The 17,425-nt window shown below is 71.0% G+C and carries 18 protein-coding genes; 7 read left to right on the forward strand and 11 right to left on the reverse strand.

Going from position 1 to position 17,425, the window contains the following annotated elements; translation table 11 throughout:
• The first annotated feature begins 25 nt into the window (after window positions 1–25).
• Complete coding sequence (locus ACIRDU_RS30600) at window positions 26–817, forward strand: S16 family serine protease (RefSeq protein WP_403585382.1); 792 nt, start codon at window positions 26–28, stop codon at window positions 815–817.
• Here ACIRDU_RS30600 and ACIRDU_RS30605 read toward each other — a convergent pair.
• From ACIRDU_RS30605 to ACIRDU_RS30635, 7 genes are read right to left on the reverse strand one after another with little or no spacing between them, the layout of a single operon-like run.
• Window positions 814–984, reverse strand: coding sequence for a hypothetical protein (locus tag ACIRDU_RS30605; RefSeq protein ID WP_403585384.1), 171 nt, complete (start codon window positions 982–984; stop codon window positions 814–816). The two genes, ACIRDU_RS30600 and ACIRDU_RS30605, sit on opposite strands and share 4 nt — an antisense overlap.
• A 13-nt stretch (window positions 985–997) precedes the next feature.
• On the reverse strand, window positions 998–1,582 hold the full coding sequence (locus ACIRDU_RS30610) for an ArsR/SmtB family transcription factor (RefSeq protein WP_403585386.1): 585 nt from the start codon (window positions 1,580–1,582) through the stop codon (window positions 998–1,000).
• Between the two features lie 51 nt (window positions 1,583–1,633).
• Window positions 1,634–2,596, reverse strand: coding sequence for a glycine betaine ABC transporter substrate-binding protein (locus ACIRDU_RS30615; protein ID WP_403585388.1), 963 nt, complete (start codon window positions 2,594–2,596; stop codon window positions 1,634–1,636).
• The gene (locus tag ACIRDU_RS30620) at window positions 2,593–3,399 is read right to left on the reverse strand and encodes an ABC transporter permease (protein ID WP_403585390.1); all 807 of its coding nucleotides are present in this window, start codon (window positions 3,397–3,399) and stop codon (window positions 2,593–2,595) included. The genes ACIRDU_RS30615 and ACIRDU_RS30620 overlap by 4 nt, the downstream gene beginning before the upstream one ends.
• Window positions 3,396–4,658 carry a betaine/proline/choline family ABC transporter ATP-binding protein gene (locus ACIRDU_RS30625; protein WP_403585393.1) on the reverse strand — a complete coding sequence of 421 codons (1,263 nt, stop codon included), beginning with the start codon at window positions 4,656–4,658 and terminating at the stop codon, window positions 3,396–3,398. Before ACIRDU_RS30625 ends, ACIRDU_RS30620 begins: the two co-directional genes overlap by 4 nt.
• Window positions 4,651–5,298, reverse strand: a complete 648-nt coding sequence (locus ACIRDU_RS30630) for an ABC transporter permease (protein WP_403585396.1) — start codon at window positions 5,296–5,298, stop codon at window positions 4,651–4,653. The genes ACIRDU_RS30625 and ACIRDU_RS30630 overlap by 8 nt, the downstream gene beginning before the upstream one ends.
• Before the next feature lie 19 nt (window positions 5,299–5,317).
• On the reverse strand, window positions 5,318–5,788 hold the full coding sequence (locus ACIRDU_RS30635) for an Lrp/AsnC family transcriptional regulator (protein ID WP_031140050.1): 471 nt from the start codon (window positions 5,786–5,788) through the stop codon (window positions 5,318–5,320).
• A 123-nt stretch (window positions 5,789–5,911) separates the two neighbouring features.
• On the opposite strand from ACIRDU_RS30635, the gene hppD reads away from it, so the two are divergent.
• Window positions 5,912–7,057 (forward strand): 4-hydroxyphenylpyruvate dioxygenase, encoded by a 1,146-nt coding sequence (hppD, locus tag ACIRDU_RS30640; RefSeq protein ID WP_403585399.1) that lies wholly within the window; start codon window positions 5,912–5,914, stop codon window positions 7,055–7,057.
• Window positions 7,058–7,108: 51 nt separating this feature from the next.
• On the opposite strand, the gene ACIRDU_RS30645 is transcribed toward hppD, so the two are convergent.
• The gene (locus tag ACIRDU_RS30645; protein WP_403585401.1) at window positions 7,109–8,539 is read right to left on the reverse strand and encodes a tetratricopeptide repeat protein; all 1,431 of its coding nucleotides are present in this window, start codon (window positions 8,537–8,539) and stop codon (window positions 7,109–7,111) included.
• 92 nt (window positions 8,540–8,631) lie between these two features.
• Here ACIRDU_RS30645 and ACIRDU_RS30650 point away from each other — a divergent pair, with 92 nt between their 5' ends.
• Window positions 8,632–10,047, forward strand: coding sequence for an FAD-binding oxidoreductase (locus ACIRDU_RS30650; protein ID WP_403585403.1), 1,416 nt, complete (start codon window positions 8,632–8,634; stop codon window positions 10,045–10,047).
• Window positions 10,048–10,058: 11 nt separating this feature from the next.
• On the opposite strand, the gene ACIRDU_RS30655 is transcribed toward ACIRDU_RS30650, so the two are convergent.
• The gene (locus ACIRDU_RS30655) at window positions 10,059–10,469 is read right to left on the reverse strand and encodes an SsgA family sporulation/cell division regulator (protein ID WP_403585406.1); all 411 of its coding nucleotides are present in this window, start codon (window positions 10,467–10,469) and stop codon (window positions 10,059–10,061) included.
• A gap of 245 nt (window positions 10,470–10,714) precedes the next feature.
• On the opposite strand from ACIRDU_RS30655, the gene ACIRDU_RS30660 reads away from it, so the two are divergent.
• Both ACIRDU_RS30660 and ACIRDU_RS30665 read left to right on the forward strand, forming a co-directional pair.
• The gene (locus ACIRDU_RS30660) at window positions 10,715–12,367 is read left to right on the forward strand and encodes an RDD family protein (protein WP_403585408.1); all 1,653 of its coding nucleotides are present in this window, start codon (window positions 10,715–10,717) and stop codon (window positions 12,365–12,367) included.
• A 60-nt stretch (window positions 12,368–12,427) separates the two neighbouring features.
• Entirely contained in the window at window positions 12,428–13,147 is a 720-nt protein-coding gene (locus tag ACIRDU_RS30665) for an RDD family protein (protein WP_403585411.1), read from the forward strand.
• 44 nt (window positions 13,148–13,191) lie between these two features.
• Here ACIRDU_RS30665 and ACIRDU_RS30670 read toward each other — a convergent pair whose 3' ends face one another.
• Window positions 13,192–13,464, reverse strand: coding sequence for a hypothetical protein (locus tag ACIRDU_RS30670; protein ID WP_403585413.1), 273 nt, complete (start codon window positions 13,462–13,464; stop codon window positions 13,192–13,194).
• 421 nt (window positions 13,465–13,885) lie between these two features.
• On the opposite strand from ACIRDU_RS30670, the gene ACIRDU_RS30675 reads away from it, so the two are divergent.
• Window positions 13,886–16,234 (forward strand): immune inhibitor A domain-containing protein, encoded by a 2,349-nt coding sequence (locus tag ACIRDU_RS30675; RefSeq protein ID WP_403585415.1) that lies wholly within the window; start codon window positions 13,886–13,888, stop codon window positions 16,232–16,234.
• Between the two features lie 122 nt (window positions 16,235–16,356).
• On the forward strand, window positions 16,357–16,701 hold the full coding sequence (locus ACIRDU_RS30680) for a hypothetical protein (protein ID WP_403585418.1): 345 nt from the start codon (window positions 16,357–16,359) through the stop codon (window positions 16,699–16,701).
• Window positions 16,702–16,728: 27 nt separating this feature from the next.
• Here ACIRDU_RS30680 and ACIRDU_RS30685 read toward each other — a convergent pair whose 3' ends face one another.
• Window positions 16,729–17,319 (reverse strand): isochorismatase family protein, encoded by a 591-nt coding sequence (locus tag ACIRDU_RS30685; protein WP_403585420.1) that lies wholly within the window; start codon window positions 17,317–17,319, stop codon window positions 16,729–16,731.
• Window positions 17,320–17,425 lie beyond the last annotated feature (106 nt).

Below are 17,425 nucleotides of genomic sequence, written 5' to 3' on the forward strand. Positions count from 1 at the left end.
CGCACCCCCGCGTTAGATTGATCCCGTGTTCTCTCGCCTCACGCGCCCCCAGGCCATCGCCGTCTGCGCCCTGCCCGTCGTGGCCCTGCTCGCCACGGCGGTGCTCGCGCCGTTGCCGTTCTCGGTGGCGCAGCCGGGACTGACGGCGAACGTGCTGGGCGAGAACAAGGGCGCGCAGGTGATCACCATCTCCGGTGCGCCGGTCCGGGACACCCGGGGCCAGCTGCGGATGACCACGATCGAGGCGACCTCCCCGGACACCCGCGTCTCGCTCCCCGACGTCATCGACAGCTGGTTCCGTACCGACCAGGCGGTCATGCCGCGCGACTCCGTCTACCCGAGCGGGGACAGCGTCAAGGAGATCGAGCGGCACAACGAGAAGCAGATGAAGGAGTCCCAGGACGCGGCGACGCAGGCCGCGCTGGGGTACCTCGGCCTCGACGACAAGGACGTCGAGGTCAGCTTGAAGCTCGCGGATGTGGGCGGGCCCAGTGCGGGGCTGCTCTTCTCCCTCGGGATCATCGACAAGCTCGACGGTGACGGCACCGGTGGGGATCTCACGGGCGGCCGGGTCATCGCCGGTACGGGCACGATCGACGCGGCCGGCCGGGTCGGTGCGGTGGGGGGCGTCGCCCTCAAGACCCAGGCCGCGAAGCGGGACGGTGCGACGGTGTTCCTGGTGCCGAAGGCGGAGTGCGGGGACGCTCGCGCCGAGCTGCCGAAGGGTCTGCGGCTGATTCCGGTGACGACGCTGAAGGGCACGGTGAGTTCACTGGTGGCCCTGGAGACGGGCAAGGGGTCCGTGCCGAGTTGTTAGTGGGCGGGCATCGGCCCGGGCCGGGTGGCGAGCTTCAGCCCGACTTCTATGAGGGTCCAGCCCAGACGCCTACGGATGTCAGGGCGGGGCGTCGAGCGGGGTTCGGTCTCGTCGCGGAGTTCCGCGGCGCGGGCGTGGTGCAGGGCGAGGTGGATGTCCGGGTGCATCGGGCTGGACCTTTCAGTCGGTGCGGACGGGGAAGACGTGCGTGTGGACGCGCACTTGCTCGACGTCCGGGACCGCTTCGGCGGAAGCCCGGGTCCGGTAGCTCTTGACCAGCTCGTGCATGCGTTCAATGAGTTCGAGGGCGAGCGCCGGTGGCAGGTGCAGGGTGAAGTCGCTGGCGTCTGAGGCACGGCTCCACTCCCGGGGCCATTCGTGCGCGGTCCCCAGGAACGTCGAGAGTTCCTGCGCGTGCGTGGTCGCTACTTCGTGAAGCCACACCGAGGCAGCACCGCGTACCGCCGGGTCGGCGTCTCGGAGCAGGGCCTCGTCGAACTGCACGCCTCCGTGGACCGACCGCCACCAGCGCTCCCGTCCCTTGCCGTGCCCAGGGGCGTCCTCGACGAACCCGTACTCGGCGAGCTGCCGCAGGTGATAGCTGGTCGCGCCGCTCGACTCGCCCAGTTTCTCAGCGAGTTGGGAGGCGGTGGCAGGTCCGCCGCGGCGCAGCGCCGTCAGCAACCGCATGCGCAGGGGATGGGCGAGTCCGCGCAGGGATCGGGCGTCGAGCTGATGCGCGGGTCGGTCCTGGGGATCTGACATGCATGCAAAGGTAGCGTTGCAAAGCTCTCTTTGCAACCGCTTCTTTGTAACTCACCCCTCCTTGACGAACCCCTCCTCCACCATCCAGTCCAACGCCACCTGATGGGGATCCTCCCCGTCCACATCCACCTTCGCGTTCAGCGTCTGCGCCACGGAGTTGTTCAGCTTCGTCGTCACCGGGTTCAGGACCTCCGCGATCGCCGGCCACTCCTTCAGCGTCTTCGCGTTGATCACGGGCGCGGCGTTGTAGTTGGGGAAGAACTTCCTGTCGTCCTCCATGACCACGAGGTTCATGGACTTGATGCGCCCGTCGGTGGTGAACACCTCGCCGAACGTGCAACTGCCCTTGTCGGTCTGGGTGTAGATGATGCCGGTGTCCATCTGGGTGATGTTCCGGGCCGGGACGTTCATGCCGTAGGTCCTCTGCATGCCCGGCAACCCGTCCGCCCGGTTCGCGAACTCGACCTCCACGCACAGCTTCACGGCCCCCGGGTCGGACTTCGCCAGTTTCGCCACGTCCGACATGGTCTTCGTGCCGTACTTCTGCGCGTTCCCCTGGTTCATCGCCAGGGCATACGTGTTGTCGAGGGCCGACGGCGGCAGCCAGACCAGCCCGTTGCCCGCGTCCTCCTTGCGCACCGCCTCCCACTGCTGGCGCGGATCGGTGATGGGCTTGCCGTGCCCGAGGTAGGTGATCCAGGCCGTGCCCGTGTACTCGTACCCGGCGTCCGCGTCGCCCTTGCGCACCGCCTCGCGGCTGCCGATGGAACCCTGGATGCCGGTGCGGTCGATGACATCGGCGCCGGCCGCCTCGAACGCGATGCCCATGATCGCGCCGAGGATCAGCTGCTCCGTGAACGACTTCGACGTCACCGTCAGTTGGGCGCCCTTCAGTGGCTCGCCCCGGCCGATCGAGCCCGGCTCCACGTCGTCGGTCAGGGGAGAGCCGCTGGTCAGGCCGCAGCCGGCCGCCGCCAGCAGGACCCCCGCGAGCAGGCACGTACGCCGTCTCATGGCTGCAGACCCCGTGGCCGCAGCAGCAGTTCGGCGATCGACGCCAGCCAGTCCACCAGCAGCGCCAGCACCACCGTGAGGACCGACCCCAGCACCAGCACCGGCATCCGCTGGTTGGTGATGCCGGTCGTGATCAGCACGCCGAGGCCGCCGCCCCCGCCGAAGACCGCCAGGGTCGCCGTACCCACGTTCAGGACGAGGGCCGTGCGCACGCCCGCGAGGATCAGCGGGACGGCCAGGGGCAGTTCCACCCGGGCCAGCACCCCCGAGGGGGACATGCCGATGCCGCGGGCCGCCTCCAGCAGGGTCGGGTCGTTCGCCTTCAGGCCGGTGATCGTGTTGGAGAGCACGGGCAGGATGGCGTAGGCGATGATGCCGATCAGGGCGGCCCTGCGGCCGATGCCCAGCCAGATCACCAGGAGGGCCAGCAGGCCGATCGCCGGGGTCGCCTGGCCCATGTTGGCGAACGCCATCGCCACCGGGGTGGCCCTGCTCACCGCCCCGCGGGTCAGCAGGATGCCCAGCGGGATCGCGATGATCAGTACGAAGAACGTGGAGATCACGGTCAGTTGGATGTGCTGCCACAGCGCCTTGGTGACCTGGCCGCCCGACAGGGCGTTGCGCGTGAGCGCGTCCAGGTCGGCCTGCTGGAACCAGAGCCAGGTGGCGAGCAGCACGGCGATCAGGGCGACCGGCAGGAACGTCAGCTTCTGCCAGGTGATGCGGGACGGCCGGCGCTCGGACGGGGGCGCCTCAGCCTCCTTCAGAGGCTCGGAGGTCTCCTCGACCTCCGTGGCCGTCACCGTTCCCCTCCCGGGCCGCTCACGACGCCCGCCGGGCCCTTGGCCCCCTCCTGCTCCGCATGGGTCTGCGCGGCCCGCAGCGACTCCAGCTCGTGCTGGTGCTCCATCGCGTCGAGCCGGTCGGCCTCCAGCATCTCGTGCACGGAGTTCATGAGGGTCTCCATGTCGACGACGCCCGTGTACTCGCCGCGCCGCCCGGTCACCGCCACCCGTCCCGCGTTGTCGGTGAGCACCGCCTCCAGCGCGTCCCGCAGGGTGGCGTCCCGGGTGACCGTGTCGTGCACCAGGGTCCCGGCGCGGGCCAGCGAGCCCCGGGCCCGCATCAGGTCGCCGCGCCGCAGCCACTTGTAGGGGCGGCCGCGCCGGTCGAGCAGCAGGATCTCGTTGGTGCCGCCGGCCCGCAGCCGGTTGAAGATCTGCTGCAACGGGTCGTCGACCGTGACCGTCGGATAGTCGGTGATCTCGACGTCCCGTACGCGGGTCAGGTTCAGCCGCTTCAGCGCCGCGCCGGCGCCCACGAACCCGGACACGAAGTCGTCCGCCGGGTTGGTCAGGATCGCCTCGGGGGTGTCGAACTGCGCGATGTGCGACCGCTCGCGCAGCACGGCGATCCGGTCGCCGATCTTGATCGCCTCGTCGAAGTCGTGGGTGACGAAGACGATCGTCTTGTGCAGCTCGTGCTGGAGGCGGATCAGCTCGTCCTGGAGGTGGTCCCGGGTGATCGGGTCGACCGCCCCGAACGGCTCGTCCATCAGCAGCACCGGGGGATCGGCGGCCAGGGCCCGGGCCACGCCCACGCGCTGCTGCTGGCCGCCGGAGAGCTGGCGCGGGTAGCGGCCGTGGAACTCCGCGGGGTCGAGGCCGACGAGGTCGAGGAGCTCCTCGGTGCGTTCCCGGATCCGCGCCTTCGGCCAGCCGATCATCTTCGGGACGATCCCGATGTTCTGCGCGACCGTCATGTGCGGGAAGAGCCCGGCGGACTGGATGGCGTAGCCCACCTTGCGGCGCAGCCTGACCGGGTCCATGTCGGTGACGTCCTCGCCGCCCATGCGGATGCGGCCCCCGGTCGGCTCGATCAGCCGGTTGATCATCTTGAGCGTGGTCGACTTCCCGCAGCCCGAGGGGCCGACGAAGACGACGACCTCGCCCGCCTTGATCTCCATGCTCACGTTGTCCACGGCCGGCTGCGCACTGCCGTGATAACGCTTGGTCAGGCTCTCCAGCTCGATGGAGGCACCGTGGTCGCCGGTCTCAGGCACGGATCCCCCTGGGAATGGTCAGCCGTCCGATCAGGACGTACGCGGCGTCGAACAGCAACGCCAGGACGATGATGCCGAGCGTGCCCGCGAGGACCTGGTTGAGTGCGTTGGCGCTGCCCAGCGAGGCGAGACCGCGGAAGATGACGTTGCCGAGCCCGGGGCCGGAGGCGTACGCCGCGATGGCCGCGATGCCCATCAGCATCTGGGTGGAGACCCGGATCCCGGTCAGGATCGGCGGCCAGGCCAGCGGCAGTTCGATCCGCAGCAGCCGGGCCGGCCGGGACATGCCGATGCCCGTGGCCGCGTCCACCAGCGTCGGGTCGACCCCCCGCAGCCCGACGATCGCGTTGCGCACGACGGGCAGCAGTCCGTACAGCGTCAGTGCGACGACCGTGGGCGGCACGCCGAGGCCCACGAGGGGGATGAGCAGACCGATCAGGGCGAGCGCCGGCACGGTGAGGATGGTGGCGGTGGTCGTGGTCGCGAGGGTCCCGGCCCATTCGCTGCGGTAGGCGGCGACACCGATCAGCACCCCGAGCGCGGTCGCCACGACCATGCACTGGAAGACGGCGCCGGCGTGCTGGTAGGCGTCCGTGAGCAGCTGCTCGTGCCGGTTGACCAGGTACTCCCAGAAGTTCACACGCGCTCACCCCTAGACGTCAGGTCTCCTCCGCGGCCTGCTCCACGAGCGGGATGATCCGCAGCGGAACGGGGTTCTCCATGACGATCGCCGTGGAGGCCCGGACGATGCCATCAAAACCGACGACCCGGTCGATCACACGCTGGAGATCGGCGTTCGAGCGGGCCACGAGCCGGCAGAGCATGTCCCCGGTGCCGGTGGTGGTGTGCAGCTCCAGCACCTCCGGCACGGTCGCCAAGTGGGCGCGTACGTCGGCTCCTTGCCCCTGCCGGATCTGGAGCGTCGCGAAGGCCGTGACCGGGTAGCCGAGCGCGGCCGGATCCACCTGCGGACCGAATCCCCGGATGACTCCGTTCGACTGAAGCCGGTCCAGTCGCGCCTGCGCGGTGCCGCGGGCCACCCCCAGCCGCCGCGACATCTCCAGCACCCCGATCCGCGGCTCGCGGGCGAGCAGCAGGATGATCCGGCCGTCCAGATGATCGATCGCCACAGCAGCCTCCCGGCATGGTCATCCTGTACAGAAGGGCCGCCGATACGGCCGTCTGGCTGAACAGATTGCCCAGCCGAAACGCAAACTATTGCGCACCTTGCCGGGCGGGGAGACCCTGCGACCATGACGCAGACCACACACCACACTCCCGACACCGCCCGGCAGGCCGACCCCTTCCCGGTCAAGGGAATGGACGCGGTCGTCTTCGCCGTGGGCAACGCCAAGCAGGCGGCGCACTACTACTCCACCGCCTTCGGCATGAAGCTGGTCGCCTACTCCGGACCGGAGAACGGCAGCCGCGAGACCGCTGCCTACGTCCTCGAGAACGGCTCCGCCCGCTTCGTCCTCACCTCGGTCATCAAGCCCTCCACCGAGTGGGGCCACTTCCTCGCCCGGCACGTGGCCGAGCACGGCGACGGCGTCGTCGACCTCGCCATCGAGGTCCCGGACGCACGCGCCGCGTACGCCTACGCCCTGGAGCACGGCGCCCGCTCGGTCGCCGAGCCGTACGAGGTGAAGGACGAGCACGGCACGGTCGTGCTGGCCGCCATCGCCACCTACGGCGAGACCCGGCACACCCTCGTCGAGCGCTCCGGCTACGACGGCCCGTACCTGCCCGGCTACGTCGCGGCCAAGCCGATGGTCGAACCGCCCGCCCAGCGCACCTTCCAGGCGATCGACCACTGCGTCGGCAACGTCGAGCTCGGCCGGATGAACGAGTGGGTCGGCTTCTACAACAAGGTCATGGGCTTCACGAACATGAAGGAGTTCGTGGGCGACGACATCGCCACCGAGTACAGCGCGCTGATGTCGAAGGTCGTCGCCGACGGCACGCTCAAGGTCAAGTTCCCGATCAACGAGCCGGCCATCGCCAAGAAGAAGTCCCAGATCGACGAGTACCTGGAGTTCTACGGCGGCGCGGGCGTGCAGCACATCGCCCTCAACACCAACGACATCGTGCAGACGGTCCGTACGATGCGGGCGGCCGGCGTGGAGTTCCTCAACACGCCCGACTCGTACTACGACACCCTGGGGGAGTGGGTCGGCGAGACCCGCGTCCCGATCGACACCCTGCGGGAACTGAAGATCCTCGCCGACCGCGACGAGGACGGCTACCTGCTGCAGATCTTCACCAAGCCGGTCCAGGACCGCCCGACGGTCTTCTTCGAGATCATCGAGCGCCACGGTTCGATGGGCTTCGGCAAGGGCAACTTCAAGGCCCTGTTCGAGGCGATCGAGCGGGAGCAGGCCCGCCGCGGCAACCTGTGACCCGATCGCCCCGCCGGGCTCGTGCGGGTGTCACGGGGCACCCGCACGAGCTCAGTCTCCGGCCATCTGCGGAACCTCCTCGTCCGGCGGTTCCCCCAGTGCCTCCGACGCCTCCCGGGCCGCACGCCCGTGCAGCGGAGAGAAGTGCGGGTTGATCCGCAGCGCCTCCGCGAGATGCCGCCGCGCCGCGCCGTAGCGCTCCAGCTTCCGCTCGATCATGCCCCGGTGGTACATGTACACCGCGTCGCGCGCCCCGCCCCCGGGTTCGGCGGCCGTCGCCGACAGCGCGAACCGCAGGGCCTTTCCGGGCTCCCCGGCCCGGTACAGCGCCCACCCCAGGGCGTCGGCGACCTCCGCGGCGGGCTGGCGCCTCCACTCCGCCCGCAACCGCCGTACCGCGGCCTCCGGATCGCCGTGGTCGGCCTCGAACCGCCCCAGCACCAGCTCCTCGTCGGCCCCGCCCGCGGCAGCGCCCCGCACCCGCTCCCGCAGCAGGTCGTACTGCACCCGGGCCGCTTCCGGCATGCCCAGCGACTCGTACAACTCGCCCAGCTCCAGGGCGTACTGCGGGCGCGGCTGCCCGGCGAGGGCCACCCGGTAGGCGTTCAGGGCCTCGGTCGTCCGGCCCAGGGCCGCCAGCGCCCGGCCCTGCCCGGCCTGCGCGGCCCGCTGGTCGGGGTCGAGGCGAACGGCCTCCCGGAAGTGCCGCAGGGCGCCCTCGGGGTCTCCGCGTTCCCAGGCCAGTTGCCCGGCCCGTTCCCGGTAGGCCGCCCGCTCGGCGGGGGCCCGTGCGCCCGCCGCCGCGTCCGCGAGCGCGGCCGCCGCGTCCTCCTGCCATCCCCGGTCCCGGTACACGGTCGCCGCCCGCGCGAGCACGGCGGGGCCGGAGCGCAACGTCGTGAGCCGGTCCAGCGTCCGCTTGGCCGCCTCGTGCTCGCCGAGCCCGGTGTAGGCGTCGATGAGCAGCGGATACGTCGTCCACCGCCGTGGCTCCACTTTCAGCGCGGCCTCGCCCCACCGGCGCGCGGCGGGGAAGTCCCGGCGGGCGTTCGCCAGCGCGGCCAGCCCCGCCAGGGCGCGCGTGTTGCGCTGCGGCCGCACCGTCAGCGACCTCCGGAGCGCCCTCTCCGCGCGCGGGTAGTAGGCCGGGTCCGCGAGGCGCCTCCCCTGCTCCACATACGCCGCCCCGAGCACCGCCCAGGACGTCGCCTCCCGCGGGCGCGTCCGCACGGCCTTCTCCCGCTCGTCGATCAGCTCCGCCAGACCGGGCAGCGTGGCCGGCACCCCGTTGCCGACCGCCGCCATGGCCAGCGCCCCCGGCGACGGCGCAGCGGGCTCGGCGGGCCGCTCCCGCGGCAGCAGCACCAGCACCCCGCCCAGCACGGCACACCCCGCGACGGAGGCGATCAGCACCGGCCGGGTGCGCGCGCGGCGCTTCGAGCTGCTCTCCTGCCGCACCGGACCCTCCCGCTGGTTCTCCATGGCGCTCACTGTGCGTCAGTACGACGACCACACCCGGGCAGGTGAAGGGTGGAGCCGACGGGGTTCACACCGATGGCCCCGGGTGCGAACCTGTGATCATGAGCCGTACCGAAGCGCCCCGCTCCGAGGACACCGCAGCGACCGGCGACCTCGTGGACCTGCTGCTCGGCGGCCTCCCCGCCGAAGCGGTCCTCACCGACCCCGACGTCACGGCCTCCTACGCCAACGACATGGCGAGCTTCTGCCCGGCCGGCACCCCGGCCGTCGTCGTGCTGCCGCGCACGACCGAGCAGGTCCAGCACGTGATGCGCACCGCCACCGCCCTGCGCGTCCCGGTCGTTCCGCAGGGCGCCCGCACCGGACTGTCCGGCGCCGCCAACGCCTCCGACGGCTGCATCGTGCTCTCCCTGACGAAGATGGACCGGATCCTGGAGATCAACCCGGTCGACCGCATCGCCGTCTGCGAACCGGGCGTGGTCAACGCCGCCCTGTCCCGGGCCGTCGGCGAACACGGCCTGTACTACCCGCCGGACCCCTCCAGCTGGGAGATGTGCACCATCGGCGGCAACATCGGCACGGCCTCCGGCGGCCTGTGCTGCGTGAAGTACGGGGTGACCGCCGAGTACGTCCTCGGCCTCGACGTCGTCCTCGCCGACGGCCGCCTGATGTCCACCGGCCGCCGCACCGCCAAGGGCGTCGCCGGCTACGACCTGACCCGCCTCTTCGTCGGCTCCGAGGGCTCCCTCGGCATCGTCGTACGGGCCGTCCTCGGACTGCGCCCCAAGCCGCCGGAGCAGCTGGTGCTGGCCGCCGAGTTCGCCTCCGCGGCCGCCGCCTGCGACGCCGTGTGCCGCATCATGGAGGGCGGCCATGTCCCGTCACTCCTCGAACTCATGGACCGTACGACGGTCAAGGCCGTCAACGCCATGGCGCAGATGGGCCTCCCCGAGAGCACCGAGGCCCTGCTCCTGGCCGCGTTCGACACCACCGCCCCGGCCGCCGACCTGGCCGCCGTCGGCGTCCTGTGCGAGGCGGCCGGCGCCACCCAGGTCGTCCCCGCCGACGACGCGACCGAGTCCGAACTGCTCCTCCAGGCGCGGCGGTTGTCGCTCACCGCGCTGGAGGCGGTCAAGGGCGTGACGATGATCGACGACGTGTGTGTGCCGCGCTCCCGGCTGGCCGAGATGCTCGAAGGCGTCGACCGGATCGCCGAGAAGTACCAGCTCACCATCGGCGTCGTCGCCCACGCGGGCGACGGCAACACCCATCCGACGGTCTGCTTCGACCCGGCGGACCCCGACGAGTCCCGGCGCGCCCGCGAGTCCTTCGACGAGATCATGGCCCTCGGCCTGGAACTCGGCGGCACCATCACCGGCGAGCACGGCGTCGGCGTCCTGAAGAAGGAGTGGCTCGCGCGCGAGATCGGCCCCGTGGGCATGGAGATGCAGCGGGCCGTCAAGCAGGCCTTCGACCCGCTGAACATCCTGAACCCGGGCAAGCTCTTCTGAGGCCCGGGCCTTCACGGGGCGAACAGCTGGGCCAGCTGGTCGTCGAGACCGAGCTGCTCACCCTCCGTCCCCGGCGGGACCACCCGCAGCGTCCGCTCCAGCCAGGCCGACACCGCCGCCGCCGGGGCCTCCAGCAGGGCGTCCCCGTCGGGTGAACTCAGCGCCATCAGCACGACACCGCGCCCCTCGCTCTTCGTCGGCCACACCCGCACGTCCCCCTGCCCGCACGGCCGGAACACGCCCTCCACCAGCAGCTCCCGGGCGAACGTCCAGTACACGGGGTGCTCGGAGTCGATGTGGAAGGTGACGTGGACGGCGTAGGGGTCGTCGGTCAGATACCCGAGCCGGGCCGGCACCGGGACCCTGCGCTCCGGCGACAGGACGAGTTTCAGCTCCAGTTCCCGCTCCACCACGGTGTGCATGGCGGTGTTCCCTTCTCCTGACGGCTGCCCGCGAGGGCCGGTCAGGAGAAGAGAGCGGGCAGGGGCCACGGCATTACGCGCCTTGCCGGAAGTTCTCCGCAGGGGGATCCGCCGCGCGCGGCACGGCGCGTAGCACATCAGTGCTCGAAAGGGGTGGGTCCCGTGGGAGCGGCGGTGGGGCTTGCGCCCGTCTGATAGATGTGGAGGCCCCCATTTGGCCCCCGAGCAGATACGGGACGACGGACATGAGCGCCCCAACCCCGGCCCCCGGTGACGACAGGCCCCGCGAAGGGTATTACCCGGACCCGTCCATTCCTGGATATGTCCGGTACTGGAACGGTGCCTCCTGGGTGCCCGGCACCAGCCGTCCGGCGCCCGAGAACGGCGAGTCGCTCGCTCCGCCGCCCGGGGCGGGGGCGGCGCAGCCCGCCGCGGTCGAGGAGACCGGCCCGCACTTCTTCGACGAGGACCCGGTCGAGGAGCCGTCCGCCGCCGACGCCCAGCACGGCAGCCGTCCCGAACCCGCCTCCGCCTGGGGCGCCGACCGCTCCCGACAGTCCGGCTTCGGCGGCGACCAGGACCGCCGTGTCTCATGGGGCGCGCCGCAGGGTGCCCAGGGCGCGGCCCGGCAGGGCGCCGACCCGAGGGTCCCGCACGCCGACCGGCAGCCGGACGGGGAGTCCGGCCGCACCGACGGCACGGCGACGCCCCCTCCGGCCGACCGGGAGGCGAACGCCGCGGCGGGGGGCGGCACGTTCGTGTTCCGCCGCCCGACGGGCAGCGCCGGGGGAGGGGCCTCGGCCGATGCCCCCGACGACGGCACGATGACGTTCCGCGCGGTGTCCCCGCGCACGGGCCCGGCCACCGGCGGCTCGAATCCGGCCGGGCGACCGGGTGGTTCGGACCGTGGGGCGGCCGGCCCCGGCGGCAACTCCGGGGGCTCCGGCTTCGGCCCGGCGGGCTCGGGCGGTGGTGCGGCGGCGGCCGCCTTCGGTGGTCAGCCCGGAGCGGCAGGCCCCGGCGGGAGCCCGTCCGGGCCCGCCTTCGGCGGGCAGGCCGGGCCGACCGGTTCCGGGAGCGGCTCAGCGGGACCCGGCTTCGGTGCCGGCAAGGCGGCCGCCGCCCGGGCCGCCGCACAGGGAGGGGGCGCGGGCGCACCGGCCTCCGCCGCCCCGGCGGCGTTGTCCGGGCCCCAGGCCGCCCCCACCGTCCCTCCGCAGTCCGGCGGGCCCGGCAGCGCCCAGCCCGGCGCTTCCGCCTCCGCGCCCCTCAGCGCGGGCCCCGGCGGCGGTCAGTCGTCCTGGGCGCAGCAGGTGCACCGGCTCGCCGGCGGCAGCGGTGGTGACGAGCAGCCCGTCGCGCCCTGGAAGCCGCCGGTCGAGGACGTGTTCCAGGCGGCCGCCCGGCGCCAGGCGGAGGCCCGCCCCGCCGGGCTCGGCAAGCGGCTGGCCGCCCGGCTGCTGGACACCGTCGTCCTCGCCGCCCTCACCGCCGTGGCCGCCGTACCGCTCGGCACCAAGGCGATCGACCACGTCAACGAGAAGATCGACGCGGCCAAGCTCTCCGGTGAGACCGTCACGGTCTGGCTGCTCGACGGCACCACGTCGGTCTGCCTCGGCATCATCCTGGCCGTGCTGCTGCTCGCCGGTGTCCTCTGCGAGGTGCTGCCCACCGCCAAGTGGGGCCGCACCCTCGGCAAGAAGCTGATGGGTCTCGAGGTCCGGGACATCGAGGGTCATGACGCCCCCGAGTTCGGCGCGGCCCTGCGCCGCTGGCTGGTCTACAGCGTGCCCGGGCTCCTCGTCGTAGGGCTCGTCGGCGTCGCCTGGTGCCTGTTCGACCGGCCCTGGCGCCAGTGCTGGCACGACAAGGCCGCACACACGTTCGTGGCGGGCTGAGCTCCCTCGGACGGCCGTCTGCCGGATGCGGAGGCCGTGCGTTCGCGGTCGACTCGGGCCATGAGCAGTGAACCGCCCCCCGGCTCCGGTCAGCAGCCCCCGGAAGACGACCCGTTCAGGAAGCGCCCCCCGAACGAGCCGCCGGGGGAGGGCACGGGCTCGCCCTACGGCAGCGAGCCCCCGCCGCACGGAGGCGGCGGCCCGGGCGGTCCCGGCGACGGCCCGGGCGGCGGCTTCGGAGGCGGCCCGCCCGGTGGTGGCCCTCCCGGCGGTGGCCCCTACGGCGGTGATCCGTACGGCGGCGGCTCCTACCCGACCGACCCCCTCGCCGGCATGCCCCCGCTCGCCGACAGCGGCAAGCGCACGCTCGCCCGCATCATCGACATGATCCTGGTGGGTGTCGTCGTCTGGCTGCTCACCTGGGGCTTCAACGTCAACGAGTACGACGTGGACAGCGACCGCATCGAGATGAGCAAGTCGTTCTGGCAGTCGGCGGTCGCCGCCGTCCTGTACATCGCCTACGACACCGTCATGACCGCCAGGACCGGCCAGACCCTCGGCAAGAAGCTGCTGCACATGCGCGTGGCCAACCTGGACAACGGCGCGACGCCCTCCGTGCAGAACGCACTGGCGCGGGCCGCGGTGCTGTGGATCCCGTTCGCCTTCTGCTGCGCCTGCGTCTGGACCGCGATCGCGGGCGGCTGGAGCTTCTTCGACCGGCCCTACAAGCAGGGCCTGCACGACAAGGCAGCGAAAACGGTCGTGGTCAGCACCGATTGAGGCAGGCAGGGAACAGCGGGCGGTACAGAAGGATCAACGAGCGGTCAGGAGGCCGCCCGTTCGCGCACCGGCTGCGGGGCCGGCGCCGGGATGGAGGCCCGTACCGGTTCCTGGGGCGCGGGCTGTTCCACCGCGACTGGGCGTTTGCCGGGCAGCGGCACCGTCATGGCGACCAGCAGCCCGAGGGCGAGCGCCGCGACGGCGATGATCGCGATCCCCGCACCCGAACTCGTCTGCGACAGCAGCAGCATGGCGAGGGTCGAGAAGATCACGGTGCAGGAACCGTAGGCGAGCTGTGCGGCAGTCGGACGGGGCATGGCCATCATGTCCTCGAAAGTGGGGGTCCACGGGGGTGTCGGCCTGGCATTCCGCCGGCTTCGGGCGTTCCGCCGAACGACATTCTCTCGGGCAGGGTGCCCGACCGGAACCAGCGGTAAGCGTGACCTAATCAACAAGGGCGGTGCACAGGGGGCGCACGGAGTCATGACGTCCACGTAGTGGACATGTGCGCGCGCCCGCACGGCCGGTGGGGAGAGCCGGGGGACAACTGTTTGGTTGTCCGTAAAACGAACGTTGCCTCCGCATAGTGCACTTGACTTGTGCAAGTCAAGGTCTGTCTTTTCTTCTAAACCTCTAGTCAAATGTCGTCACTTGACTACACGCGTTGATCACGCGCGCGCGGACTTCCACGACCGGGACCCTGCCTGCCGCGCGCCCGAACGCGGGGGAGGATCTCAAGTGACCAGTAGACCCTGGACGTTCAGAGCGGCCGCCATCAGCGTGGCGCTCGCGGCGGCCACCGCCACCGCCTCGACGTACGCGGTGGCCGACGACGCCTCGGCTCCCCGGTCCACCACCGTGGACCGGCATGACCCGGCGGATCGTCACCACGACGAGCACGACCTCGAAGGCCCGCTGAGCAAGACGCAGGACGCTCAGCGCCAGGAGGCCCTGAAGCAGGTCATATCGGGCAAGAGCAAGGTCAAGAACCGCGACGGCTCGAAGGTCGTCCAGCTCAAGAGCAAGAAGGGCGACAGCAAGTACGTCGAGCTCGGCCGCGAGAAGACCGACAAGATCTTCACGATCCTGGTCGAGTTCGGGGACCAGATCGACAGCCGCTACGGCGGCACCCCGGGCCCGCTGCACAACACGATACCCAAGCCCGACCGCAAGAAGGACAACTCCACGGCCTGGCGGGCGGACTACGACCGGGACTACTTCCAGGACCTGTACTTCGGTTCCGGCAAGGGCGTCGACTCGGTCAAGACCTATTACGAGAAGCAGTCCTCGGGCCGCTACTCGGTCGACGGCGAGGTCTCCGACTGGGTCAAGGTCCCCTACAACGAGGCCCGTTACGGCAACAACGCCTGCGGTGACACCAACTGCTCCAGCGTGTGGAACGTCGTCAGCGACGGTCTGAACGCCTGGGTCTCCCAGCAGAAGGCAGCGGGGAGGACCGACGCGCAGATCAAGGCGGACGTCGCGCGCTTCGACGAGTGGGACCGCTACGACTTCGACGGCGACGGCGACTTCAACGAGTCCGACGGCTACATCGACCACTTCCAGATCGTGCACGCGGGCGAGGACGAGTCCGCGGGCGGCGGCGCCCAGGGCACCGACGCCATCTGGGCACACCGCTGGTACGCCTTCGGCACCGACGCCGGTGCAACCGGCCCCGAGAACAACAAGCTCGGTGGCGCGAAGATCGGCGACACCGGCATCTGGGTCGGCGACTACACCGTCCAGCCGGAGAACGGCGGACTCGGCGTCTACGCGCACGAGTACGGCCACGACCTCGGTCTGCCCGACCACTACGACACCGCGGGCGGCGAGAACTCCACCGGCTTCTGGACGCTGATGTCGTCCGGCTCGTGGCTGGGCACCGGCAAGAACGAGATCGGCGACCTGCCCGGCGACATGACAGCCTGGGACAAGATGCAGCTGGGCTGGCTGAACTTCGACAAGGCCAAGGCGGGCGTCAACTCCTGGCACAAGCTGGGCGTGGCGGAGTACAACACCAAGCACAAGCAGGCCCTGGTCGTCGACCTCCCCAAGAAGGCGGTCACCACCGAGGTCGTCACCCCCGCCGAGGGCAAGACCCAGTGGTGGAGCGGCAGCGGTGACAACCTCAAGAACACCCTGTCGCGTTCGGTCGACCTGACCGGCAAGTCGAAGGCGCAGCTGACCCTCGACGGCTGGTACGACATCGAGGCCAACTACGACTTCCTCTACACCGAGGTCTCGACCGACGGCGGCGCCAACTGGACCGCTCTCGACGGCACGGTGGACGGCCAGCCCCTCCCGCGCGACGGCAGCGACAAGCCGGTCCTGACCGGCACGGTCGACGGTTACAAGAAGCTCGCGTACTCGCTCGACGCCTACGCCGGCAAGAAGATCGACCTGCGCTTCCGCTACCAGACCGACGGCGGCGTGGCCCAGAAGGGCTTCGCGGCCGACGTGATCACGGTGACGGCCGACGGCGCGCCCGTCTTCTCCGACAACGCCGAGACCGCGGACGAGGCGTGGAAGGCCACCGGCTTCTCCCGCATCGGCGCGTCCTTCACCAAGGACTACGCGCAGTACTACATCGCCGAGAACCGGCAGTACGTGTCGTACGACAAGACGCTGAAGACCGGCCCGTACAACTTCGGCTTCACGGCGCGCCCGGACTGGGTGGAGCACTACGCGTACCAGAACGGCCTGCTGATCTGGAAGTGGGACACCTCCCAGGCGGACAACAACACCAGCCAGCACCAGGGCACCGGTCTGGTCCTGCCGATCGACTCGCACCCGGACCAGCTGAAGTGGGCCGACGGCACGCTGATGCGCAACCGCATCCAGTCCTACGACTCGCCGTTCAGCCTCTACCGCACCGACGGCATGACGCTGCACAAGGCGGACGTGGCGAAGTACATCCCGGGCTCGAAGGGCGTCTCGGTCTTCAACGACCGGAAGAACGACTACTACGACGAGTCGAACCCGACCGCGGGTGTCAAGATCACTGACACCAACACGAAGATCAAGATCCTCAAGGAGGCCAAGGACGGCTCGACGATCGAGCTGGAGGTCGGAGCCGCGGGTAGGTAATCCGCATCCTTGCAGGTCAGAACATGATCGGCGGTGACCCACTGGCGGGTCACCGCCGATCCGTGTTTAGGTGCGTCCTGTGGCTCTCTTATTGACACCGACCGACACGGGGGGATGACCGCATGGCCGCAGGAGGCTTCTGCAAGCTGCCGAACGGCACGGTGGTGGTGGCACTGAACCTGCCCAGTCCCGCCGCCGACGGCCCCGGCGCCGTCCGCGTCCTCGTGCACTCCGTGAACCGCGCCCGGGCCCTGACCAGGCTCCGCAACCTCGGTCTGCGGTCGGTCTACCTGCGCGGCAACGCCGCCCCGCCGACGCCCGACGAGGTCACCGCGGTCCTCCACCACCCCGACGGCCTCATATGGCGCACGGCCCCCGACAACGGTGTCGCGTCCAGCCCGGACCTGGTCCAGGAGCTGTGGCGCCCGATCCGAGCCCTCCTGCGTCGCCCGGCGGCCCAGACCTGACCCGCGGGGGCCCGCCGGGCCGCGGGCCTACTGCAGGACCGGCTTGCCCGACAGCTCCACGCCCGCCTCGCGCAGCTCCTCCAGGGCCCGCTCGGTGCTCTCCGGTGCCACCCCGGCCGTCAGATCCAGCAGGACCTGGGTACGGAAGCCCTCCCGGGCGGCGTCCAGGGCCGTGGCGCGTACGCAGTGGTCCGTGGCGATGCCGACCACGTCGACCTCGGTGACCTCGCGGGAGCGCAGCCAGTCGGCCAGCGGCGTGCCGTTCTCGTCGGTGCCCTCGAAACCGCTGTACGCCGCCGAGTACGCCCCTTTGTCGAACACGGCGTCGATCGAGCCGGAGGCGACGGCCGGGGCGAAGTTGGGGTGGAAGCCGACGCCCTCCGTGCCGGCGACGCAGTGCGCGGGCCAGGAGCGGGCGTAGTCCGGGTTGGCGGAGAAGTGGCCGCCGGGAGCGATGTGGTGATCGCGGGTGGCCACGACGTGCTGGTAGCCGGACCCGGCCGCCTGCCCGATCAGCTCCGTGACGGCGGCGGCCACATCGGCACCGCCGGCCACCGCGAGGCTGCCCCCCTCGCAGAAGTCGTTCTGCACATCGACGACGATCAAGGCGCGGCGCATGGTCGGTGTCCTTCGGCTATGAGGTCGGCAAGCCCGGCCGGTGAACCACCGAGCCTATTGACAGAGGGGAGCGGACGGGAGGGGGCACGGGTCGGCGCGTCACGGC

This window comes from Streptomyces sp. NPDC093598 (assembly GCF_044764825.1).
Classification (GTDB): domain Bacteria; phylum Actinomycetota; class Actinomycetes; order Streptomycetales; family Streptomycetaceae; genus Streptomyces.